This is a genomic window from Staphylococcus simiae (genome assembly GCF_017357005.1).
GTDB classification, from domain to species: Bacteria; Bacillota; Bacilli; order Staphylococcales; family Staphylococcaceae; genus Staphylococcus; species Staphylococcus simiae_A.
In genome coordinates, this window is sequence record NZ_CP071589.1 from 2,173,965 (window position 1) to 2,198,887 (window position 24,923).

The 24,923-nt window shown below is 31.5% G+C and carries 25 protein-coding genes; 14 read left to right on the forward strand and 11 right to left on the reverse strand.

Annotated features, from left to right (window positions below; translation table 11 throughout):
• Window positions 1–145 precede the first annotated feature (145 nt).
• Window positions 146–1,090, reverse strand: a complete 945-nt coding sequence (gene yut, locus J3R86_RS10110; protein WP_207517169.1) for an urea transporter — start codon at window positions 1,088–1,090, stop codon at window positions 146–148.
• A 280-nt stretch (window positions 1,091–1,370) separates the two neighbouring features.
• On the opposite strand from yut, the gene J3R86_RS10115 reads away from it, so the two are divergent.
• Genes J3R86_RS10115 through J3R86_RS10145 form a run of 7 tightly spaced genes read left to right on the forward strand, consistent with a single transcriptional unit; the run spans window position 1,371 to window position 6,425 of the window.
• Window positions 1,371–1,673, forward strand: a complete 303-nt coding sequence (locus tag J3R86_RS10115) for an urease subunit gamma (RefSeq protein ID WP_207517170.1) — start codon at window positions 1,371–1,373, stop codon at window positions 1,671–1,673.
• 12 nt (window positions 1,674–1,685) lie between these two features.
• Window positions 1,686–2,096 carry an urease subunit beta gene (locus J3R86_RS10120; protein ID WP_002461838.1) on the forward strand — a complete coding sequence of 137 codons (411 nt, stop codon included), beginning with the start codon at window positions 1,686–1,688 and terminating at the stop codon, window positions 2,094–2,096.
• The gene (gene ureC / locus J3R86_RS10125; protein ID WP_207517171.1) at window positions 2,093–3,808 is read left to right on the forward strand and encodes an urease subunit alpha; all 1,716 of its coding nucleotides are present in this window, start codon (window positions 2,093–2,095) and stop codon (window positions 3,806–3,808) included. The genes J3R86_RS10120 and ureC overlap by 4 nt, the downstream gene beginning before the upstream one ends.
• Window positions 3,809–3,821: 13 nt before the next feature.
• Window positions 3,822–4,274: an urease accessory protein UreE gene (gene ureE / locus J3R86_RS10130; protein ID WP_207517172.1), complete on the forward strand. Its 453-nt coding sequence runs from the start codon at window positions 3,822–3,824 to the stop codon at window positions 4,272–4,274.
• Entirely contained in the window at window positions 4,267–4,956 is a 690-nt protein-coding gene (locus J3R86_RS10135; RefSeq protein ID WP_207517173.1) for an urease accessory protein UreF, read from the forward strand. Before ureE ends, J3R86_RS10135 begins: the two co-directional genes overlap by 8 nt.
• Before the next feature lie 12 nt (window positions 4,957–4,968).
• The gene (ureG, locus tag J3R86_RS10140; RefSeq protein WP_002461843.1) at window positions 4,969–5,583 is read left to right on the forward strand and encodes an urease accessory protein UreG; all 615 of its coding nucleotides are present in this window, start codon (window positions 4,969–4,971) and stop codon (window positions 5,581–5,583) included.
• Complete coding sequence (locus tag J3R86_RS10145; protein WP_207517174.1) at window positions 5,583–6,425, forward strand: urease accessory protein UreD; 843 nt, start codon at window positions 5,583–5,585, stop codon at window positions 6,423–6,425. The genes ureG and J3R86_RS10145 overlap by 1 nt, the downstream gene beginning before the upstream one ends.
• Before the next feature lie 170 nt (window positions 6,426–6,595).
• Here the strand turns inward: J3R86_RS10145 and J3R86_RS10150 are convergent, their stop codons facing one another.
• Window positions 6,596–6,943 (reverse strand): transcriptional regulator, SarA/Rot family, encoded by a 348-nt coding sequence (locus tag J3R86_RS10150; RefSeq protein ID WP_002461845.1) that lies wholly within the window; start codon window positions 6,941–6,943, stop codon window positions 6,596–6,598.
• Between the two features lie 386 nt (window positions 6,944–7,329).
• A complete protein-coding gene (ltrA, locus tag J3R86_RS10155; RefSeq protein ID WP_207518488.1) occupies window positions 7,330–8,616 on the reverse strand; it encodes a group II intron reverse transcriptase/maturase in 1,287 nt (428 codons plus the stop codon).
• A gap of 752 nt (window positions 8,617–9,368) precedes the next feature.
• Here ltrA and J3R86_RS10160 point away from each other — a divergent pair.
• Window positions 9,369–11,090, forward strand: a complete 1,722-nt coding sequence (locus J3R86_RS10160; protein WP_207517175.1) for an IS1182 family transposase — start codon at window positions 9,369–9,371, stop codon at window positions 11,088–11,090.
• 138 nt (window positions 11,091–11,228) lie between these two features.
• Here J3R86_RS10160 and J3R86_RS10165 read toward each other — a convergent pair whose 3' ends face one another.
• The 3 genes from J3R86_RS10165 to J3R86_RS10175 all read right to left on the reverse strand — a co-directional run bounded on the left by J3R86_RS10165 (window position 11,229) and on the right by J3R86_RS10175 (window position 14,396).
• The gene (locus J3R86_RS10165; RefSeq protein WP_207517176.1) at window positions 11,229–11,555 is read right to left on the reverse strand and encodes a PH domain-containing protein; all 327 of its coding nucleotides are present in this window, start codon (window positions 11,553–11,555) and stop codon (window positions 11,229–11,231) included.
• Between the two features lie 131 nt (window positions 11,556–11,686).
• Window positions 11,687–12,211 carry a transcriptional regulator, SarA/Rot family gene (locus tag J3R86_RS10170; protein ID WP_207517177.1) on the reverse strand — a complete coding sequence of 175 codons (525 nt, stop codon included), beginning with the start codon at window positions 12,209–12,211 and terminating at the stop codon, window positions 11,687–11,689.
• Window positions 12,212–12,449: 238 nt separating this feature from the next.
• Window positions 12,450–14,396, reverse strand: a complete 1,947-nt coding sequence (locus tag J3R86_RS10175) for a helix-turn-helix transcriptional regulator (RefSeq protein WP_207517178.1) — start codon at window positions 14,394–14,396, stop codon at window positions 12,450–12,452.
• Between the two features lie 607 nt (window positions 14,397–15,003).
• On the opposite strand from J3R86_RS10175, the gene J3R86_RS10180 reads away from it, so the two are divergent.
• A complete protein-coding gene (locus J3R86_RS10180) occupies window positions 15,004–15,813 on the forward strand; it encodes a CHAP domain-containing protein (protein ID WP_207517179.1) in 810 nt (269 codons plus the stop codon).
• A gap of 534 nt (window positions 15,814–16,347) precedes the next feature.
• Here J3R86_RS10180 and nhaC read toward each other — a convergent pair.
• Window positions 16,348–17,745 carry a Na+/H+ antiporter NhaC gene (nhaC, locus tag J3R86_RS10185; RefSeq protein ID WP_207517180.1) on the reverse strand — a complete coding sequence of 466 codons (1,398 nt, stop codon included), beginning with the start codon at window positions 17,743–17,745 and terminating at the stop codon, window positions 16,348–16,350.
• A gap of 75 nt (window positions 17,746–17,820) precedes the next feature.
• The gene (locus J3R86_RS10190; protein ID WP_207517181.1) at window positions 17,821–18,891 is read right to left on the reverse strand and encodes an NAD/NADP-dependent octopine/nopaline dehydrogenase family protein; all 1,071 of its coding nucleotides are present in this window, start codon (window positions 18,889–18,891) and stop codon (window positions 17,821–17,823) included.
• 244 nt (window positions 18,892–19,135) lie between these two features.
• Here J3R86_RS10190 and J3R86_RS10195 point away from each other — a divergent pair, with 244 nt between their 5' ends.
• From J3R86_RS10195 to J3R86_RS10215, 5 genes are all read left to right on the forward strand, one after another.
• Window positions 19,136–19,558, forward strand: a complete 423-nt coding sequence (locus J3R86_RS10195) for a DUF4870 domain-containing protein (protein ID WP_207517182.1) — start codon at window positions 19,136–19,138, stop codon at window positions 19,556–19,558.
• A 234-nt stretch (window positions 19,559–19,792) separates the two neighbouring features.
• The gene (locus J3R86_RS10200; protein ID WP_207517183.1) at window positions 19,793–20,302 is read left to right on the forward strand and encodes a CHAP domain-containing protein; all 510 of its coding nucleotides are present in this window, start codon (window positions 19,793–19,795) and stop codon (window positions 20,300–20,302) included.
• A gap of 146 nt (window positions 20,303–20,448) precedes the next feature.
• On the forward strand, window positions 20,449–20,781 hold the full coding sequence (locus tag J3R86_RS10205) for a DMT family transporter (protein ID WP_207517184.1): 333 nt from the start codon (window positions 20,449–20,451) through the stop codon (window positions 20,779–20,781).
• On the forward strand, window positions 20,781–21,095 hold the full coding sequence (locus tag J3R86_RS10210; RefSeq protein WP_207517185.1) for a DMT family transporter: 315 nt from the start codon (window positions 20,781–20,783) through the stop codon (window positions 21,093–21,095). The genes J3R86_RS10205 and J3R86_RS10210 overlap by 1 nt, the downstream gene beginning before the upstream one ends.
• 123 nt (window positions 21,096–21,218) lie before the next feature.
• Window positions 21,219–22,175, forward strand: coding sequence for a 2-hydroxyacid dehydrogenase family protein (locus tag J3R86_RS10215; protein WP_207517186.1), 957 nt, complete (start codon window positions 21,219–21,221; stop codon window positions 22,173–22,175).
• A 97-nt stretch (window positions 22,176–22,272) separates the two neighbouring features.
• Here J3R86_RS10215 and J3R86_RS10220 read toward each other — a convergent pair whose 3' ends face one another.
• The 3 genes from J3R86_RS10220 to J3R86_RS10230 form a co-directional block, all read right to left on the reverse strand.
• Window positions 22,273–23,397, reverse strand: coding sequence for an FAD-dependent monooxygenase (locus tag J3R86_RS10220; protein ID WP_207517187.1), 1,125 nt, complete (start codon window positions 23,395–23,397; stop codon window positions 22,273–22,275).
• A gap of 165 nt (window positions 23,398–23,562) precedes the next feature.
• On the reverse strand, window positions 23,563–24,342 hold the full coding sequence (locus J3R86_RS10225) for an N-acetylglucosaminidase (protein ID WP_207517188.1): 780 nt from the start codon (window positions 24,340–24,342) through the stop codon (window positions 23,563–23,565).
• Window positions 24,343–24,363: 21 nt separating this feature from the next.
• The gene (locus J3R86_RS10230) at window positions 24,364–24,585 is read right to left on the reverse strand and encodes a hypothetical protein (RefSeq protein WP_207517189.1); all 222 of its coding nucleotides are present in this window, start codon (window positions 24,583–24,585) and stop codon (window positions 24,364–24,366) included.
• Between the last annotated feature and the right edge of the window lie 338 nt (window positions 24,586–24,923).

Below are 24,923 nucleotides of genomic sequence, written 5' to 3' on the forward strand. Positions count from 1 at the left end.
GTTTAAAATTAAGCCGACATCTATAAAATTTCTGCTACAACATTCTGTACTAGTTATCTGGGCAAATGATAACAACCTAAAAAAGCACTTCATCACATACCGAACTCAAGCATATGTAACAAAGTACCTTTATATAACTTTAAATTTATTGTGAAGAATCATTCTTGTCACGTTGAAATCTTACATGATTGTGTTCCCTATTTTTGATACCTGCAAATAATAGTATCCACGTTGCAATAATAAATGGCATTGTTAACGATGGTATACCGAAAGGCTCTAATAAAGTATTAAGTCCTAATTGGACAATTACTGTTAGCATTGTTCCAAAAATAGTTGCGACATATGGATTAATTACAGTTTTAAATGTATAGCCTAAAGCAATAGCCATTAACGTAAAATTATAACCAAATAAACCGTGGTTAATATCATCATAATTACCACCTAGTAATGCCACAATTAAAAATCCTGCTAAGTTAGCACCAATAGCTAATAATGCAGCTTTTCTTGAAGCTATCACTATACCTATTAAAATAAATAGTCCACCTAGTACACTTGTTTCAATAAACACTTGGCTAAATCCTTCTAATAAAGATTGAAATAAATGAATGTGTTCATAGTTTTGATTAAAATGAGTCGGTTCAATTTTATTAGGAATCAATTTTAACGGCGTATCGACCAATTTAACTTGTCCCGGCAACATTACCGCAAACCAAGTCACAATTACAAAAGGTATCGTTAACATAGGAATTTGATATGGTTTTAAAAATTCTCTCACCGCTGAGCCAACTGGCAATGTAAGTACCGTTGCCATAACAGTAATCAGAATATTTAATCCACTTTCATTTAAAAATATCGTTAGTGCGACTGCTGTTAAAACAGGATTAAATCCTACTAATCCTTCATTAATTTCTTCATCAGTATAGTTAACATGATGTGCCAACAAATAGGCAATTAGACTACCCATAATTGCTGCTAAACCTACTGACCAATCCGCAATAAACAAGCCAATTAAGATAAATAAGCCTGTCCATTTATTACTTAGTAATACTACTTGCGAAATATTTTTTAATAAAATATCTACAACTTTCAACACTTCCACCTGATTTCATTAACTTTGATATAACTATCATACATTATTGGTCAAATATACTACTATTTATAAAATTTAACATTATTATGAATGAATTTCCTGAAAATTAATAGAAGTTATTATTTATTTTGAATTTCATTTTTTCTATTATGTGACCAGTTTTTTAAAAAATTAGTTTTCTTTTTTACACTTATTGTTGTTTAAAACTTGTTTATTGCAATAAATAGGATTAAGATAAATTTTGTAAAACATATTAAACAGGAAAGTGGGGGTTTTTACTTTGCATTTTACACAACGTGAGCAGGACAAACTGATGATTGTTGTTGCAGCTGAAGTAGCACGTCGACGTAAAGCACGTGGTTTAAAATTAAATCATCCTGAAGCTTTAGCTTTAATTAGTGATGAACTATTAGAAGGTGCACGCGATGGCAAGACAGTTGCAGAATTAATGAGTTATGGTCGTCAAATCTTAGATAAAGACGATGTAATGGATGGCGTAGAACATATGATTACAGAATTAGAAATCGAAGCTACATTCCCTGATGGTACTAAGTTAATTACAGTGCACCATCCAATTGTATAAAGGAGGATTACAATGATACCTGGTGAAATTATTACTAAAAGTAATGAAGTTGAAATCAATAAACATCATCCAGAAACTGTAATAGAGGTTAAAAATACTGGTGATCGCCCTATACAAGTTGGATCTCATTTCCACTTTTTTGAAGCAAATCCAGCATTAGATTTTGAACGTGAAATGGCTTATGGCAAACATTTAGATATTCCAGCTGGCGCAGCTGTACGTTTTGAACCTGGAGATAAAAAAGAAATTCAACTCGTTGAATATTCTGGTAAACGTCGTATTTATGGTTTCCATGGTATGGTTAATGGTCCTATCGATGAAGAACGCGTATACCGTCCTACTGGCGAAGATGATAAGTATGCTGGTGTCTTTGGTGACGAAGGTGAAGAAAACGTCAACAAAAAAGGAGGAAAAAGATCATGAGTTTTAAAATGACTCAAAACCAATATACCAGTCTGTATGGTCCAACTATTGGTGATTCTGTTCGTTTAGGCGATACCAATTTATTCGCACAAATTGAAAAAGATTATGCCGTTTACGGTGAAGAAGCTACTTTTGGTGGTGGTAAATCGATTCGTGACGGTATGGCACAAAACCCACGTGTAACACGTGATGATGTCAATGTTGCAGATTTAGTTATCACTAATGCTGTTATTATCGACTATGACAAAATCGTTAAAGGTGATATTGGTATTAAAAACGGTTATATCTTTGCTATTGGCAAAGCTGGTAACCCCGACATTATGGACAAAGTAGATATCATTATCGGTTCTACTACAGATATTATTTCCGCTGAGGGTAAAATTGTAACTGCTGGCGGTATTGATACGCATGTCCACTTTATCAATCCTGAACAAGCTGAAGTAGCACTTGAAAGTGGTATTACAACTCATATCGGTGGTGGTACTGGTGCATCTGAAGGTGCTAAAGCTACAACAGTAACACCGGGACCTTGGCATATACATCGCATGCTAGAAGCTGCAGAAGCTTTACCAATCAATGTTGGTTTCACTGGTAAAGGTCAAGCTACTAACCCTACTGCCCTAATCGAACAAATTAACGCGGGTGCAATCGGCTTAAAAGTGCATGAAGACTGGGGTGCCACACCTTCAGCATTAAGTCATGCTTTAGATGTAGCTGATGAATTCGATATCCAAATCGCCTTACATGCCGATACTTTAAATGAAGCTGGCTTTATGGAAGACACTATGTCAGCAGTTAAAAATCGTGTACTTCATATGTATCATACAGAAGGTGCTGGTGGTGGACATGCCCCTGACTTAATTAAATCAGCAGCATTTTCAAATATCTTACCATCATCAACAAATCCAACACTACCATATACGCATAACACAGTTGATGAGCATTTAGACATGGTTATGATTACACACCATTTAAACGCTTCTATTCCAGAGGATATAGCTTTTGCAGATTCACGTATTCGTAAAGAAACAATTGCTGCAGAAGATGTCTTACAAGATATGGGTGTCTTCAGTATGATAAGCTCTGACTCTCAAGCAATGGGTCGTGTTGGTGAAGTTATTACAAGAGCTTGGCAAGTTGCGCATCGTATGAAAGAACAACGTGGACCTTTAGATGGCGACTTTGAATATAACGATAATAACCGTATTAAACGTTATATTGCTAAATATACAATTAACCCAGCTATTACACATGGTATTTCTGATTATGTTGGTTCTATTGAAGCTGGTAAATTAGCTGACTTAGTATTATGGGATCCAATCTTTTTCGGAGTTAAACCTGAATTAATTGTTAAAGGTGGACTAATTAACAGTGCTGTTAACGGTGATGCTAATGGTTCAATCCCAACATCTGAGCCAATGAAATATCGTAAAATGTATGGTCAATTTGGTGGTAACCTTACAAGCACATCTATGACATTTGTTTCTAAAACAGCATATGAAAATGGTATTAACCGTGCTTTAAACTTAAAACGTATGGTTCGCCCTGTTCATAATATTAGACAATTATCAAAAGCCGATATGAAAAATAACAGTGCGACACCAGATTTAGATGTTGATCCTCAAACATATGAAGTTTATGTTGATGGTGAAAAAATCACAAGTGAAGCAGCAACTGAGTTACCATTAACTCAAAGATACTTCTTATTCTAGGAGGAATTTATTTATGATTATTGAAGAAATTCAAGGCAATATTGCCAATTTATCAGATGCTGAAAAGCAAAAACATATTGAAAAAGTTTATCTTGAAAATTCAGACCTTGTAAAACGTATCCAACGCGTTGTTACAGATCATGGTAATGAAATTGGAATTCGTTTAAAACAACCTATCGATTTGCAATATGGAGATATTTTATATTCAGATGACCACAATATGATTATTGTTGATGTTAATTCTGAAGATGTCTTAGTGATTAAACCACGTACATTACAAGAAATGGGAGACATTGCTCATCAATTAGGCAATCGTCATTTACCAGCACAATTTACAGAAACTGAAATGTTAGTACAATATGATTATTTAGTAGAAGACTTATTAAAAAGTTTAGGTATCCCTTATGTTCATGAAGATCGTAAAGTCAATCAAGCCTTCAGACATATAGGACATTCTCATGATTGATCACACACATCTAAGACTATTTCAGTTCTGTGATTCACAATTTCCAACGGGTGCGTTTAGTCACTCGTTTGGATTAGAAACATATATTCAACGCAATGATATTCGCGATGATCAAACATTTATTAAATGGTTGAAAATGTTTTTAAGTGAGCAATTAACTTATACAGATGGCTTAGCTATGCGTATTGTTTATGATGCTATAGAGAATAATGATCCTGACAAAGTTTTGAAAATGGACCAATTGATTTATGTTCAAAGCTTGCCTAAAGAAACCCGTGTTGGAGCTAAACAAATGGGTACGCGCATGGTAAAACTAGCATTAGAACTATATGACAGCGAATGGATTGCTTGGTATCATCAACAGATGAAAGATAAAAAAGCAAAGCTTAATCCAGCAATTTGCTTTACTATGCTTGGACATTATTTAGGTGTCGATATAGCAACGATTATCGATTATTATTTATATCAAAATGTTTCAAGTTTAACTCAAAATGCTGTGCGTGCCATACCACTTGGACAAACAGCTGGTCAAAAAGTAGTAACGCATATGATTCCATTTATAGAACAAACAAGACAACATATCTTTAATTTACAAGAATCTGACTTTGGCTTAACTGCCCCAGGTTTAGAAATGAATCAAATGGAACATGAAAATGTTAACGTCAGAATCTTCATTTCTTAGGAGGTTTTTATTGTGGCAGATCCAATTAAAATTGGTATCGGAGGACCTGTTGGCGCAGGTAAAACTCAATTGATTGAAAAAGTAGTAAAACGTCTTTCAAAAGATATGAGTATCGGTGTTATTACCAATGATATTTATACTAAAGAAGATGAAAAAATATTAGTCAATTCTGGTGTCTTACCAGAAGACCGTATCATTGGCGTAGAAACTGGAGGTTGTCCTCATACTGCAATTCGTGAAGACGCATCTATGAATTTTGCTGCTATTGATGAATTATTAGAACGCAATGACGATATTGAATTAATTTTCATTGAATCCGGTGGAGATAATTTAGCAGCAACTTTCAGTCCAGAATTAGTTGATTTCTCAATTTATATCATTGACGTTGCACAAGGTGAAAAAATCCCACGTAAAGGTGGACAAGGTATGATTAAGTCAGACTTTTTCGTTATTAACAAAACTGACTTAGCACCATACGTCGGTGCATCTTTAGACCAAATGGCTGAAGATACAAAGGTATTCCGTGGTGATCGTCCATTCGCTTTTACTAACTTAAAAACTGACGAAGGTTTAGATAAAGTGATCGATTGGATCGAACGCGATACATTACTTAAAGGACTAGCATAATGGCTGACGAACAACAACGTTGGACTGGCCAATTAGATTTAACCGTCTTTTTCAATGGACAAAGATCTGTCGCTAGAGATATCTTTTTTGAAAAAGCGTTAAAAGTGATACGTCCTGTATATCTAAACAACTCAACTATCCCTACATTTTATATTGTCAATGTGGGTGGTGGTTATTTAGATGGAGATCGTTATCGCATGAATGTCAATGTCGATGATAATGCTAAAGTAACCTTAACATCACAAGGTGCTACTAAAATATATAAAACACCTAATGATTGTGTTGAACAATATCAAACATTTACACTTAAAGATAATGCTTATTTGGAATATGTTGCTGATCCTATCATAGCTTATGAAAATTCAAATTTTTATCAACATAATACTTTTAATTTAAGTAGTTCAAGTTCATTATTCTATACAGATATTATCACGCCAGGTTATTCAAAAGAAGATAAAGATTTTTCTTATAACTATATGCATTTGCTAAATGAAGTGTATATTGATAATGAACTTGTTACATTTGATAATTTATTATTAGAACCTGCGAAACAATCTATCAGTGACGTCGGATATATGGAAGGTTATTCCCATTACGGTTCAGCCTACTTTATCCATCCTGATGTGAATCAAAAATTAATCGATCGAATATATGACGCTGTTAAAGATTATTTAGCAACCTATGATTGTCGTTTATCGATTTCTCAACTACCTACTCATGGTTTAGCTATACGTATTTTAGCTTATCGTACACAAACAATCGAAAAAATATTAGGTACAATCCAAGGATTTATTGCAGAACATATTTATGATCGTCAACTCGATTTTTTAAGAAAATACTAATAAAAAAGACTAGGATCCTCACAGCTTTAGTTATAAAGCTGTGATTTATCCTAGTCTTTTTGTTATGCAACCCTATTCATTTTAAGTTAAGTGATTATTCCAACGCTGAATACTATATTTTCGCTTTAATAAATCTTTGCCAAATCTGTTACATTTAACCTAACATTCAATTAGTTATTAATATATTCTTCTAACTCAGAAATTAATTTTTTAATATTTTTCTTTTGAGTATCTGTAACAAAAACAATAACTGTTCTTTCATCGTGTAAGCTTCGTTTTTTTGAAAGTAACTTTAAGTCTTTTAATTTTTGTAAAGCCTTTGTTAAATAATATGGCTTAAACTCTGAACATCTCGCTATCTCTTTAGATGAAATTTCATTAGACTCACTATTTATAATATAATTTAATATATATATTTCTTCATAATTTAAATTAAATTTCTTTTTTGTGTCTCTAAAAAATTTCTTTACTTGAAATGTTGCACTAACTAAATCATTAATATCTTTGATTTTACTCATTATCAAACCACTCCTCTGATGCACATCTTGTTGTAGCAAGGTTCCTTTGTATTTATTAAATCGAAATTCTATCCAACTATGTTATAAAGTTATTCTAAACAAATAAGTATAAAAATTCAATATTTTTATTACTAGAATATGGATTTATACATTTATTTCTTATAATTATTTATTATTTTAGATATTTTGTCAAAATAAAAATTATTATTCTGAATTTTTCGTATTTTAAATGATATTATAATTATTTAAAATGAGAAACAATAACAATGCACTTCATTTAATATAAGGAGGCTGGGACATAAATCCCAAAATCGAGTAGGAGGATAACCATTATTTGATTATCCGTCCTCTCACACCACCGAGCGTACGGTTCCGTACTCGGCGGTTCAATATCTTGCGTAAGCCGTCTCTGCGAGTTGGGTTAATGGTTCTAACCCCCACTTGTAGAGACGTTTTGTTGTAAGTGCACGATGAACTTCATGCGTTGATGATAAGCGCCAGTATTTCTTTCTTGAATTGGCAATTTTCATTGCACTCTTATGGTCAAGTCCATACTTACGTAACATCTTATATTTGGTTTTTATTCTTTTCCATCTTTTGAGGATTAGTTGTCTAATGCGTCGGTTTAACCATGATTGTAACTTCGTTACAAAACCTGTAATAAATCCTTTACCAAAGTAATTTATCCACCCTCGTGTTACTTGATTAATTTCTGATATAATCTCTTTAAAGGTACCTGGTCTATTTCGTTTCGTTAGACGTCTTAAGGTGCGTTTTAAATTTCTTCTTGCTTCCATAGTCGGTCTGAAACGATAAGTGCCATTTACTTTGGTCATTAGACAACTCAAGAACTTTAAACGTGTGATAGAACCTACCTTGCTCTTTTCACTATTTACAATAAGTTTAAGGTCTTTTTCGATAAACTTTGTCACACTTTCCATGACACGTTGACCCGCTCGTTTTGTACGTACAAAGATGACGAAGTCATCTGCATAACGAACAAAGCGATGACCACGTTTCTCCAATTCATTATCTAATTCGTGAAGATAAATATTACAAAGTAACGGGGAAATAACACCACCTTGCGGTGCACCTATTTCTCTACTTCGATAATTACCATTGAGGTCGATTGCACCAACCTGTAGGCTTCTACGAATAAATTTAGAAATGGCTTTATCTTGAACATGTCGTTCAAATAGATACATTAATTTATCATGGTTCAACATATCAAAGCACTGTTTTAAATCACAATCAACTGCAACTAAGTAACCTTCTTCATAGTATGTTGCACATTCTTTAAGTGCAGTTCCTGTACTACGATTCGGTCTAAAGCCATGACTGTGTTTTGAGAAAGTACGGTCGATACTAGGTTCAATGACTTGTTTAATGGCTTGTTGGATAACTCTGTCTCTTGCGACAGGGATTCCAAGCACGCGCTTTTTCCCATTTGATTTAGGTATTTCAACCTTTCTTACTGCTTGTGGCTTATACGTGCCATCAAGCAGTTTTTGTTTAATTTGTGGAAAGTATTTTGCGAAATGTGATGTTAATTCACTTACTCGCATGCCATCGATGCCAGGTGCACCGTTGTTTTTCTTCACTTTCTTAATTGCTTTTTGTATATTATTCTCTCTTACAACAAGCTCCATCATAGATGGAGACTCACGATACATTTCTTTCATTTCACCTAAGATTTACTGTACGCACTCATATATCCTTTTTCGTTCCACTACTTATCTTTCTATGAGTTGCCAATCATTAATTGTATTCTGTACGTTGTAAATCTCTAACCTCCATTCTTTACTTTGTATGAATATTGTTCAGTCCTTCAGTATTTCTACCTACTATGACCTCTGCTGACTTCTCATCATTCGTTATTACTACGATTTTTTTTATCGCTGATGAGACCTCCCCGGGTAAGAGTAACCACTTTCCACTCATTCCACTGCATCATTTACTATATAGAACTCGGGTAGTATCGGACTTTATCTTGTATTGCAGATTCATCCATTCCACATAGCCTTGTATGATATTTCTGTTCGTCAGTGCGAGTGTTTGCGTCCGACTTCCTTCAGATTCCATTTCACAATGGACACCCTTGTCTTTCGCTAACAGTTCCTACTACCAAGCCTGTAACGGACTTTCACCGTCTAGTAATTACCCATGCCGGGCGCACAATAATAGCACAAAGATGATTTTATTGTTAAATCGTCTTTGTGCTTCTTTATGTTCAATACTCCGTATTGTAGTTTCGCGTTCCTAGGGTGCTGTCTCAGCCTGTAGTCTTCGACTAGCACTGCTCCCTCAGGAGTCTTCACTACAATACTTCGTTTTTTATGTAATTTTACATGTAAATACTTCAAAAAAATAAGACACTTTCGTATAATTTAATAAATACCAATAAACCAAATTAACGAGGTGTCTTATGTATAAAGATTATAACATGACTCAACTTACACTACCAATGGAAACTTCAGTAAAAATTCCTCAAAATGATATTTCAAGATACGTTAATGACATAGTTGAAAGCATACCAGATAGAGAATTCGACGAATTCAAACATTATCGTGGTGCGACTTCATATCATCCAAAAATGATGTTAAAAATTATTCTATATGCCTACACACAATCTGTATATTCTGGAAGAAAAATAGAAAGATTACTCAATGATAGTCTTCGTATGATGTGGTTGTCTCAAAATCAAACACCTTCATATAAAACAATTAATCGATTCAGAGTCAATCCTAAAACAGATGCCTTAATTGAATCTTTATTTATCCAATTTCATAGTCAGTGTCTAAAGCAAAATCTTATTGATGACCAAGCTATTTTTATCGATGGAACCAAAGTCGAAGCTGATGCCAATAGATATACGTTCGTATGGAAGAAAAGTATTTTAAATTATGAAACAGATATAAACGAAAATTCAAAAACAATCTATCAAGAATTAGTAAAGGATAAAATTATACCAGAGATTATAGAAGATAAAGATACTGATTTATCAAAAGAAGATATTGATTTAATCGGTAGTCACTTGGATAAAGAAATCGAAGATTTAAATCAACAAATTGATAATGAAACACAACCAGAACTAAGAAAGCAAACTCGTCAAAAAAGAACTAAAATAAAAAAAGTTAAAAAGAAATTTGATGATTATTCTGACCGAAAGTCGAAGTACGAAGAACAAAAAGCAATTCTTCAAGACCGTAATAGTTATTCTAAAACAGACCATGACGCTACTTTTATGAGAATGAAAGAAGATCATATGAAAAATGGACAACTTAAACCAGGATACAATTTACAAATAGCGACAAATTCGCAATTTGTTTTATCATATAATGTCTACCAAAATCCAACAGATACTAGAACTTTAATACCATTTTTAACTTTAATTAAAGAAACCTACGGTTATTTACCTGAGTATATTGTCGCTGATGCTGGTTATGGTAGTGAACAAAATTACATGGCTATTATCGATGATTTTAATAGAACACCATTGATTACATATGGAATGTTTATTAAAGATAAAACTAAAAAATTTAAAAGTGACATTTTTAATACTCAGAACTGGGATTATGATGAAATCAACGATGAATTTATTTGTCCAAATCAAAAACGATTAGGATTTAAACGATATGCTTATCGTAATGATAAATATGGATTCAAAAGAGATTTTAAATTATATGAATGTGATGATTGTACAGATTGTCCACTCAAACATCAATGTATGAAATCAAAGTCAAAAACAAATAAAAAAATAATGAAGAATTATAATTGGGAGTATTTTAAATCTCAAGTAAATCAAAAGCTTTCTGAGCCAGAAACGAAAAAAACCTATAGTCAAAGAAAAATTGACGTAGAACCTGTTTTTGGATTCACGAAGGCTATTTTGGGGTTCACTCGAATGTCAGTTCGAGGACTCGATAAGGTTAAACGTGAACTTGGATTTGTATTAATGGCAGTTAACATAAGGAAGCTAGCAGCTCAAGGAGCTGTTTATTTCAAAATTAATAATGAAAAAGACAATTTCTATCAATTTTCAATAGAAATTGTCTTTTTTACTTTCACCAAGAACTTAATGTCCCAGGCTCCTTATGCATTTTATTACGCAGTAATGAAATGTATTCCTCTAACCCTGCTATTTTAATAGCTAGAACCTCTTATATGAGGAGAACAAAATATATACAAATTATATTTTATCCATACCCCTTATTATAAAAAAAGAGTTAAGTTATCAACTACTATGTTAATTATAGTAGGATCCACTTAACTCTTTTTTAATATATTAAACTGTCATTTGTTCTTTAATATAAGCTACAAAAACTTCAACATCACCCGCTTTAAAATTATACATTGGAACATTACCAATATTAAATTTAAAATTTAACGTTTGACCATCATAATCTATTGCTTCAACCTCATTATAACTAATACTTCTATAATAGAATTGACCGTTCATATCAACATTCATAATTATTCTTTCATTTGTTGCAATAAATGCCCCTTCAAATTGTGACTGTCCTTGCACATTATATTCGATAGTTCCTAAAATAGATGGCCCTTTCTTTTCTGTTGGAAATAAATCTTTAGGATTTACATTATCTAAAATCATTGTTGTCCTCCTTTTATAACCTTGATTCCACCATCAAATAAGTTGAAAAATCACCTTAATGTATTGTGATGAACTTAATATTTATTATTGCTTAAAAAGTACTATTGTCAAACAATTACTTGGCGAAATCACTAATGATTATATTTTATTCCCTTTTCTAGAAAGTTATAACATGCTTCAATAATCTTATTGATTTTAGACCTTTTATCTTTCATGATTTGAATAGCTACACATCTTTCATCATGACTTGTTCTTGTTTTACTCACTAACTTTTTCTCTATTAATTTTTTAATGATTGGACTAACTGTCATAAACTGATGCTGTTGTTCGTATTGTAGCTCTTTAATTGTTAATCTATGATCATACAAGGATAATATTCCAAGTACATAGATTTCTTCAATAGATAAGTCACATAAAGATAAATATTTAGTCAATTTCTTTATTACTTGTTGGCTCTGAATTAAATATTTAACACTATCAGTCGCAGTTTGGAAAAAACAATACTTAAAATGATGTGCTAAATAGTCATCAATTTCTTTAAGTAAGTATTCAATTCTACTCAGTTGTGAACTTGAAAGTATAATACTTAACTTACGTTGGTCATTTATATCTTTAATTTTAGTTAGTAAATTTCTATTATTTAAATCATTTAACATTTGTAGCAATGATATTTTTGAATTGATATAACCACTATTAAGAATATAATCTATCGTCGATATATGAAGTTTTTGATATTGATAATTTAAAAGTAATTTTAAAAATTTTAACTTGGTTTAATGTGATATGAAATGAGTATTTTAAAATATCATCTATCACTTTTAACATCATTATATGAGCTACAACCACTTTAATGTGAGAATAAATCATTATAAATCACACCTCTTTAAATCACGCTTAGATTTTAAGATGGTATTTTACATGAATAATGCTGTATCCAGGGATCACTATGGTGCTGTCATTAATATATTTATCAACATAATATGCTTGCCAACACTGTGGTTGGTCTATAATTGCATTAATCATAGCACTATTCTGATTATGTACGAATGGTACATATGGATTAAATACTATTTGTGTCATATTAGCGTGATGAATTTTTTCCAGACCAATATACTTAATTTGTATATCGTCAATATCGCTACTGTACATTGTTATCGGCAAACATATGACACACTGTAGTTCATGCTTAAATCGAGTTACTATCATTGTGTCATCTATAAATATGACATTTCCTCTTAATTGATTAAACTTAGTAATAATAAATTGCATTATAGTATGTGGTGTTAGCTGTGATTTAGCCACGCTTTTGCTAGTATTGGGTGCAACTATTTTAAAACCACTTAATTTTTGGCAATACTTCATAATTGATGACATATGTACTATCATGTCATCTGTCACTTTATTTTCCGCCATTGCCGCAAATGATGATAAATCTAAGATAACCTTGGACATTGACCCCTTAAATCGCTCTATATTATCCACCTTTAGAATAAATTGATTTATATCCTCATAAAATTGTTGCGGATGGTCATTATTGTTATCCCAATCAGTCATTTGATATATCACTTCATAACACTCTATATAGTTATTTATCATTCTCTTTAATTTGTTAGTAGCTGTATGTGTTAAACGCTCTACTAAAAATGATATTTTTAAGCCTCTATTTTCAAATGTTGAATTAAATATTGCTATCATTATTTTTTCAAGTTTATTTCTTTCCATAGAAGTCAATATACCTTCATATCGATGCTGAATTTTAAAAATGATGTTACTGCGTAAATAAGTTATTTTATCTATAAATTGACATAAATCTTGATTTTCATCTATTAAATCTAAGTTAACTATTATATGCACTTTGTCCTTATTTACCTTAAGCAATTGATTAATCATATTTATAATATGACTATCAAGCCAATACCATTGCTCATGTTCAATTAAAATTTTCGGATAGTTATAATCCAAGTGAACCTTGCTATTGCTATTAGAGACATCAATTTCTTTAACTAACTGCTTGGACTCATTATCTTCTTCTAGTAATTTCAAAATATTATTGTTAATTTCAATTATTTGGAAATTGTCTTCAGAATAAGATGAAGGTTGATGTCTCTTCCTTATTAATTTAGGTGTATCTCCATATGTTTCTTTAAATAAGTGAATGAATCTAGAATAATGATTAAAACCGTGATTACTTGCTATTTTTTCAATAGGAGTTGTTGAAGTTAAGATATCAATTAAACAATAATTCAAACGTATTTGATTGACATACTGATTAAAATTATTATACGGAGAATGTTTAAACATTTCAGTTAATGATTTATTTGAAATACTAATATGACTGAGAAGATCCTTTTTATTAATTTTTTTATGGTGATTAGTTGTTAAATAACTATGTACTTCTTCAGCCACTAAAGACTTTTTAGATACATATACTTGTAAATTAGCTAACTCTATACATATGTATGTAAGCAACTTGTCATTCGATACTTCAATACTATTACTAATACAATGATTACTAATAAGATAATTTATTAAAATCTTAATCACTTTTTTATCTTTATGTGAGATGAGTTGTCCTGTCATATCATATAATGTCATATTAAATTTCAAAAAGAATTGAATATCAATATCTAAAATACAACAAATGGCATTACTGGAACTGTTAATTTGATATATATCATTAACTGTAACAAGTGCAATGTCATATCTTTTTACGTCAAATTTTTGTAGATTGATGACGATGTCACCATTACCTTGTAACCAGTATATTAATTTTATATTCGTAACTTTCGTACTTCCTATATTCATATTTTTAAAAATATGTAGTGAAAAATTCTCTGTCATCTTATATCCTCACATAACATCTGTTTTGATTTACTCCCCAATTTCTATTTATAAATCAATTCCAACATCTATTCTTCACTAACAATTATAAAAATCTATTTAAAAAAGCAGTAACAATACAAGATGCTATTATATCAAATAATTTAATTATTTAACTATTTTTTTATAATAAACTTGGACGTTTTATCATAATTTTTACTATTAACTTCAAAAATACCAACTATGCATTCTACATAAAATTTAAACGTCCGTATTGAATATTTATTCATTTTAAGCATAAATCGCTATCATTATTCACAAAATATACATTTTAAATATTCTGTATTTTTACAGTTATGTAACATAGTTATTTTCTGATTATTCATTAATTATGATAAATAGCGTTATTACAAGTTTTATAAAATACAATTACCTACAGTTCAATAATTTTATTGTGTCAATATATTAGAAGAAAATTACAAAATGTTAACATTGCACACAAATTGCATAATTTCTGATATAGTCTTTGTTGTCGTTAAATAACGAGATTACTAATTAAACACATTGTCACTTTTAGACAAATATAATATGAGTTATTTTTAAAATTATTTAGGAGGATATTTACAAAATGAAAAAAATCGCTACAGCTACAATCGCAACTGCCGGATTCGCTACATTCGCTTTTGCAGGACATCATGCACAAGCAGCAGAGCAAAACAACGGTGGATATAATCCAAATGATCCAACATCATACAGCTATACATATACAATTGATGCACAAGGTAACTATCATTACACTTGGCAAGGTAATTGGGATCCAAGTAAATTAGAACAAAATAATTATAACTATTACTACTACTATAATAATTACAACAACAATTACAATTATTATAACTATAATAACTACAGTTACAATAACTACAGTAATTACAATAATTACTCAACAACTACAACATCAGCTAAAAATTATAGCTACAATAATTACAATAGCTATAATTCAAGTAACCGTACTGGTGGTTTAGGTGCAAACTACAATTCAACAAGCAATAATGTGCACGTTACTTCAACTATAGCGCCATCATCAAATGGTCGCTCTATTTCAAGTGGTAGTGGTTCTTCACATAACCTATACACTGCTGGCCAATGTACATATTATGTATTTGACCGTGTTGGTGGTAAAATCGGTTCTACTTGGGGCAACGCTAATAACTGGGCAAATGCTGCAGCAAGATCTGGTTATACAGTAAATAATACACCAGCTGCTGGAGCAATCATGCAAACAACTCAAGGTGCATATGGTCACGTTGCTTATGTTGAAAGTGTTAACAGCAATGGTTCAGTTAGAGTATCAGAAATGAACTATGGTTATGGTCCTGGTGTTGTAACTTCACGTACAATTTCAGCAAGCCAAGCTGGTTCATACAACTACATTCATTAATCAATAATCATATCGAATACCAAAGAACGCTTCGCATGTATTATGCAGAGCGTTCTTTTTTATTATCATTATTAAACTATGATTATACTTACGGTTCTCTCCCAAATTGGACTGATACATAATTTTTTTAAATTATTTACTTTTTATTTATCAGTCCTGAAAAACAGAGAACCCAACTTACACATATATTTCTATTAAACCTCATTAGCATTTATTCACCAGACCAACAAATTGTCAGTTCGATTTGTTAGAGACCTTTATTATAGAGCCAAAAAAAGCGATTAATCACAACTATAAAAAGCTATGTTTAATCGCCTAACTATATTCTTATTTCATCTATAAATTTATAATGAATAGTGCCATTACTCTCGTAATGGCATTTGATTTAATACTTACATTATTAATACATTCCGCTACAAAATGTATAAATAATATGTAATGAGGATATTTAAGTTAAAAGACCAGTGAAATATAACCGCTACAATTATAAATCATGTTCACTTCTAACATAGTTTATATATTCCACCATTATGATTAATTAAACGTCTTTTTATTAATTTTTTTAATTCCTATACCAGTAAATCCATAACTTATGGCTATTATGGCACACAGATAACATGGTATGGTCCAAATAAAATAATCACTTACTGCAACGTTTAATTGATTAGCATAATAGATTCCAGATGTTCCCCACGGTATTAAAGGTAATACCATCGTACTAGAATCTTCTAAAGTTCTAGATAATACAACTCGTGAAACATTTAAATGTTCGTACATTTCTTTTAACAAGACACCTACCATAATAATGACAATTGATGCGACACCTGCAGCAAAGACTAAACAAATACAGCACACTACAGTAATTAAGATCAATGTACCTACAGATTTAATGCCTTTAGAAATTTGCTCTAGTAAGACATCTAAACAACCTGCTCGTTCCACGATACCAGCAAATGCATAACCACAAAAAATAGTCACTATAATTTGAGTCATGCTCATCATACCACCTTGTTCAATCAAGTGTTTAACATTAGCGGAAACATGAGATTGATGAATCATAGATAACTTAAAGCCATCAAAAATCGCTTTAAAGCCATCAACCATATTAAAATGATGATTAAATGTACCAACTAAAATAGCTACAAAACTAGAAATTAACATTGCAGGCACGGTAGATATTTTAAGCAACAAACAAATGATGATAACAACTAATGGCAGCCATACCCAAATATTAATATGATAGATTGTCGTTAACTCAGTTAAAAGTCGTTGTACTTGTTGTTCTTTACTTTGACCATGATAATTTAAACCAGTAATAAACCACACAATTAAACCAATTATTGAAGCTGGTATTGTCGTCCACATCATAGATCTAATATGTTTAAAGATATTCACTTTAGTAACTAAAGCAGCTAAATTTGTCGTATCTGACAAAGGTGACATTTTATCACCAAAAACCGCTCCTGCAATAATAGCTCCTGCAGCCATACCAGATGAAATATCTAATTGATGTGCTATAGAAATAAGTGCAATACCAGCTGTAGAAGCTGATCCCCATGCCGTACCAGTTGCGACTGAAGTAATTGCACTAATAACAAATGCTGAGACTAAAAAATATTGAGGATTTAATATGTCTAAACCGTAATAAATTAATGCTGGCACAGTACCAGAAAACATCCAACTCCCAACAATGATGCCAACTGCTAAAATGATAAAAATAGCCGGCATTGCAGTATTGAGTCTTTCTGCAATACCTTTTTCTAAATCTTGCCATGTTAAACCTAGTCGTACAGCAATAAATGCTGCATATACTGATGACATAATTAGTAAAACTTGTATGGGGATTTCAAAAAACACAAAGCCAGTTGTCACAATGACAACCATAACTATAATAGTTGATAATGATTCTACAAACGTCGGTTTTCTTGTCATTGAAATCAAACCCCTTTATTATTTAATTTTTGACACAAGACCTCTTTTCTTCATTTAATTATTTACTTTCCTTTTTTAACGTAAGTCTAGTTTGTCTAAACCGATTTTTTCAACAGTCAATCCTTCTTCAAAGAAATCACGTTCTAAAATCGTAGAAGCAATGACAATCACTGCATCAATGTTTGGTGTAGGAACATCAATGATTCGTCCTAGACTGGACCATAGAACTAAGCCATAAGCAATATCTTCTGTCAGATATCTACTTTCCACTTTGTTAGGGCCAGGAATTTGTGAAAATACAGGACTAGTATTGAATAATCTATTTAATGGTTCATCCTCTTTATCACGCTCTAGATAACCACGTTGAATTCTAGATTCTTTCGCTGTAGATAATTCAAAACCTAAACTTCTGCCAAGATTTAAACGCTCTAATTCAATCGCATGCAATAATCTAACTGTATGTTTAGTAATCCCTTCTTTATATAATGAAAATTCACCCGCATAATCAATACGACCTACATTTAATAATGTTGGTCCCGGATGCACTTCGGGGTTACCATTTTCCAAATTAGTCTTAATTAAACTTTCTTCTTTAACAAGATAATCATATATTTCAGACACTTGATCATAACAATCATTTAAGCGACTTCTGTCATATGTTGAAAAGAACACACGACGTACATTTAAAGATAAGTCAACAACTGCATTGTCAAAATCAACACGTGTTCCATATGTCAATGTGTTCGCTTCAGCAAACATAGGTTGTGTTTCAATACGTTTATCTTCTAGTACATTCATAAAGCGGATTGAACCCATAGCGGCTGCCATATTAAAGAAGATTAACTGGTCATCAGTAATATGTTCAGACATCACATCAGCATAGTATTCAATATATGAAGATGGAATGATAACTTGAATAATGTCAGCGTCTTTTAGTACATACTCCATGTCATCACTAATATCTGTAAATGGTACAAAGCGTTCTGCACCTTCATTATTAAAATCAAAGCCACCTTTAGCTATGGCATTATTAAATTTTTCGATAGACTGATTAAGACAATATAATTTAACGTCATGTCCTTTATCAACCATATCAATTGCTGCAGTTACAGCACCATTACCTGATCCTACAATAGCTATTTTCATAATTAACCTTCTTTCTTTTATAATTTAAAATTTCTTATAAAAATATTGCACCAATAAAAAATGATGCGATTGTTTACGCATCATTAAAGTTACTACTATATATCCTTAAAATAACTGATTTAAACGCAATAGTCTATCTTTTATTTATTATCTTTATTGATGAATCATATTAATTAATATGTTTATTTCATAATATGTTTGTTATGATGATATATAAATAGTTTATTATATAGGAGGGTTTGTTATGTCTACTGACATTGAAAATAATATGCATCAATATGCTGAACCACAAAATAAAGATGACAATACCATGGCTATGCTTATTTACTTGTTAAGTTTATTCTCTGGTATCATTGGTCCACTCATTATTTGGTTAATTAAAAAATCTGATTCAAAATTAGTTGATCGTGCCGGTAAAAATTATTTTAACTTTGCTATTTCATACTTTCTATGGACTATAGCTTTAGGTATTATTTGTCTTATTGGTTTTTTCTTCTTACTTACAGAAGCAACAGCATTAGTTGTTATTGGTTTTATTATTATATTCATTGCTGTTTTAGCGCTATTTGCCTTATCTATTTTACAATTAGTCTTTACCATCATTGCATGTGTTAAATATATGAATGGTCAAGAATACTTAATTCCTTTATCTTTACGTATGTTTTAATTATTACAGAAATTAACAACCCAAATTGATTTATTAATCTCTTTGTAACTTTGACTATGTTTATTACAAATGTAGTCAAAGTTTTTTTGTTTGTTTTACAAATCAATAACATTGCCCACAAACAATAAACCATCTGTTAAAGTTACTGTTGTCATTTACTTTAATGGCAATTTAAAACGCTCGCTACATTCAAAAAATATCATAGCGTTACATAACTTTGGGAGGAAATTTATCATGAAAAAAATAGTAACAGCAACAACTTTAACAGTTGGAATCGGTTCTGCAATGGTTGGACATGCTCATCATGCTGATGCAGCAGAATTTGATAACAATAATAATAACTTCAACTATAATACTACTACGCAAACTACTACTTCTAATACAACAACTTCAACAAATACAACTACTACAGCATCTAACTCTGGTAACTTATATACTGCTGGACAATGTACTTGGTATGTTTATGATCGCGTTGGTGGCAATATAGGCTCAACTTGGGGTAATGCTAACAATTGGGCTGCAGCTGCACAAAGCGCTGGTTATACTGTGAACAACACTCCAGCTAAAGGTGCTATTTTACAATCTTCTGCTGGCGCCAATGGTCATGTTGCTTATGTAGAAGATGTCAATAGTGATGGCTCTATTACAGTATCTGAAATGAATTACAATGGTGGACCATTTGTAGTCAGCTCACGTACTATTTCAGCTAGTGAAGCAAGTAGCTATAATTACATTCATATATAAAATTGAATTGAGACAAAATAATAACAAGTCTTGTTACCATATCAGCCGAAATGTCACATTTATAGTGCACATTTCGGCTTTTTTATTGTTTGATATAGCTCATTTTGAGAGAATAACATTATTAACTAGATTTCGGAGGTGTGTATATGCAGTGGTTGAAAGTCATACTCGCAGGATTGATTGAAATTATTTGGGTCGTTGGTCTTAGTCATTCAAATTCCATTATCGGCTACACAATAACTGCTTTATTTTTAATTTTAAGTTTTTATTTAGTTATTTCTGCAACTAAAATATTACCTGTAGGCACTGTCTATGCCATTTTTGTAGGTATAGGTGCTGCTGGTGCCGTCCTTGTTGACATTCTTCTATTTGGAGAACCCTTTTCTCTAATAAAGATTGGGTTATTACTATTACTAATCATAGGTATTATAGGCTTGAAATTATCGACAACTGATGATGAAGGGAGTTCAACATCATAATGGCATGGATATGGTTATTTATAGCAGGATGTTTCGAAATTTTAGGTGTCGTGCTATTAAATGAATTAAATCGTACTAATAATAAACTTTATATCGTTTTAATCGCTATTGCATTTGTGTTTAGTTTTTCTACTTTAAAAATAGCTATGAATACTATCCCAATGGGAACTGCGTATGCAATTTGGACTGGTATCGGAACTGCTGGCGGAACGCTCATAGGTATGTTAATTTATCAAGAATCTAAAAAATTAAGTCGTATCCTATGTCTCTTATTAATCATTATATCAGTCATAGGTCTAAAATTAATAAGTTAAATCCTAACTAGAACAAAATTCTTTATAATCTAGCTGAACAACAATGATTAGTTAAGATAATCAGCGACTTATTTGTAACCGCTGTTATCTTTTACTATACTAGAGTTAAAAGGAGTGAGCTTTATGGAAAAAGTTTATGTTGCAGGTGCAATTCCAGAGGTCGGATTAAAATTACTACAAGAACACTTTGATGTTGTTGATATGTATGAAGGTGACGGCCTTATTGATAAAGATACATTAATTGAAGGTGTCAAAGATGCTACAGCTTTAATTAGTTTACTATCTACCAACGTAGATCAAGATGTTATAGATGCGGGTAACAAATTGAAAGTGATCGCAAACTATGGTGCTGGTTTCAATAATGTCGATATTGAGTATGCTCGTGACAAAGGCATCGATGTGACTAACACACCAAAAGCATCTACGAATGCTACAGCTGATTTAACAATCGGTTTAGTTTTAGCTGTTGCTAGACGTATTGTGGAAGGTGATGAATTATCTCGCACAAAAGGTTTCGATGGTTGGGCACCATTGTTCTTTAGAGGTAGAGAAGTATCCGGCAAAACAATCGGTGTTATTGGTTTAGGTGAAATTGGTAGTGCCGTTGCTAAACGTGCAAGAGCTTTTGATATGGATGTATTATATACAGGTCCACATCGTAAAGAGGAAAAAGAACATGACATTGGTGCTAAATATGTAGATTTAGACACATTATTAAAAAACGCTGACTTTATCACAATCAATGCTGCATATAGTCCAAAGCTACACCATCTTATCGATACTGAACAATTCAAAATTATGAAACCAACAGCTTATTTAATTAATGCTGCAAGAGGTCCAATTGTTTATGAAGAGGCGTTAGTTCAAGCATTAAAAGATAAAGAAATCGAAGGCGCTGCTTTAGATGTTTATGAATTCGAACCAAAAATTACTGACGAACTAAAATCATTTAGTAATGTTGTTCTAACACCTCATATCGGTAATGCTACATTTGAAGCACGTGATATGATGTCTAGAATTGTAGCTAATGCTGCTATAAGCGCATCTAAAGGTGAAACACTTCAATTTATCGTAAACTAAATGACTTATAATTATCTTCATAAAAAATATCGACAAAGCGCGCAACCTTGTCGACATGGTAAGATGATGCATTCGCATCATCTTTTTTGTTATTATTTTACTTTTCTTTCGCTTTAAATAAAAACTTGGTTTGTGCTGATGATATACCATTTGGCAATATTTTCATTACTTTATTTCTTATACTTATCAATAAACGATTATGGTATTGTGCTATTTTCCCAATTTTTCTAGAGCGTAAAATAACTTTTTTAGTGTGTTTTACTCTTAATTTATTATATCGTTGCAATGCCTCTTCAAAATCATATGTTTCTAAACAATTCGTCAATACAATCGCATCTTCCATTGCTTGTCCTGCACCTTGTCCCATATTAGGTGTTGTAGCATGTGCAGCATCTCCTAATAAAATGGTACGACCATAAACAAATGATTTCAGTGGTTTTAAGTCATAAATATCATGAAGTAATATACCTGTCTCACTTTGTTTATCAAGTACTTCTCTTACTTCATTTGGAAAATGATTAAAATAAGCTTGTAAATGAGGCTTACCAAACGCTTGATACTTCAAGTCATGTTCTTTAGCATTAATAGTAATAAACCAGTAAGCTTGATTATTTAATAATGGAACAATGCCCACTCTACCTTTTCTGCCCCAATACTCTTTACCACATTGAGGATGTGCTAGCTGAATGTCATCAACCACACCTCTAAAACAAGTATAACCTTCATATAATACTTTACTATCTGGATTCACTACTTGTCTGACTTTTGAATGAAGTCCATCTGCACCGATACATAAATCAAAATCTTCACTATCAGCTTGTTCAAAATGTACTGTCACTTTATCATTGTCATTGTCTATTGTTGTTACTTTATGATTAGTATAAATAACTTCACCACGAATATAAGATTGTATTAATTCAATTAAAGTCTGTCTAGGTAGCGTTACATTTAGTGTATTACTTTTTAAATTTGCTACAGTTAACGTATTCCCTTTATCATCAAGTACAGCTAATGAAGTTAAATTTTGACCAGCATTTTTAATACCTTTGGCTAAATCATGTTGTCCTAATTTTTTTAAGACATTTTCTCCAATACCTATTCCTGCTCCAATTTCATCAACTTTATCATTTTTTTCAAAAACTTTAACAGTATGTCCTTGTTGCTGTAATAACGCTGCAGCTGTCAGTCCACCAATACCTGCCCCAATAATTGCTACTTTCATTATGTCACCTCAAATTATTCTATAATTATCTCCCTGGTAAACGTTTGGATAATTCATTTTTATTTTTATTCTTCACCAAACACTAATATATCCATTATGTCATAAAAGCCTTTATACTATAAAAACCTACTTACATATGATAATGTCACAGTAATTTATATATCGCTATGTTTTATAATATGATTTACGAATATCATCTTTTTTAATGCCCAATTGCTGATAGTACTTATCCATAATCTCTGCAATGTGATTCGCCCAATGAATATCACTAGCATACTGATGTTGCGCTGGATCTTTTGGGTTCCATCTCATTTGATATAACGTAATCTGTTGGTTATCAAAGTAGTCATTTCTTATAAACTTAGCACCACCTAAAATGGCTTTACTTGGCGATGTCCACTGTTGTTCTTTAGCATAACTTTTTCCACTACGGACTGCACTACTATCAAACGCACCGATACCAAAGAAATTATAATAACGTTTGTTACCATCCTTAATACCTTGTGCCAGTTCAGACCGTCCATTCCCAGTTTCAACTAAAGCATGACTTATTAAATAAATGGCATTCACTTCGTACTTATCTTGAGCTTCAAGAAAAGCTTTACCTTGATTTTTTAAAACACCTTTATCTTGTAATATATTATTAATTTCTTGTTCAGATAAAGGTACCTTTTCAGAAATATCCATATATTGTAATTTATTATCTTTATGCCCAATCATCATAGCATTTTGGATATCTTTTTTATTTGCTTCAACAAATTGTCCTTGCTGTTCTTTAGTATGCAACACATCTTTACTACTTTGTTTAGCTAAAGCTTGAGCAAATGTATAATTAATATCATTACTAAATAATTTTGTTTCATTGACAACTAAAAGTATTGCAAAAATAGCTATAATGATAAGCAAGATGATTGTAGAAGTCTTTATTTTCACTTTTTTAGCCATTGAATTAAGCCCTCATTTTTATTACTTAGATAACACTACGTATGCTATAACAATTGCTAATAGCACAATTAAAAATGAAATATTTATTACTAATCTCATTCCTGTTCTATCTCTAAACATCATATTAAAAATGACTAAACTAATTGATAATGAGACAGCGAAAAATGTAATCGCTAGAATAAGTTTCATCATAATTAAAAATACTATACCTATCACTAACAAAACATTAGACGAAATCGCCATTAGCTTTAAAATTTGCGGATTGATATGTCTTCACCCTTTTCTCTATAATTGATTCTTCAACATACAAAACGAAATAGACGTTAGCAAAACAACTTAAGTTGATTGACATCATTATTTCTATCAACATGTTTGACGGTGTCATTGCTAAAACAGTGTTAATCAAAACGTACACCACAATATTGGATGATTTCTAGCAACAACAATTGCACTTCGATATGGACCATGGGTATACAAAATAAGCATAACTGTTCGTACACTTTGTTGAAGAATCTATATTTTATACTCATAACTATTATGATACATGACGATAGACAGTTATGTCGATGTTGAATATTTAA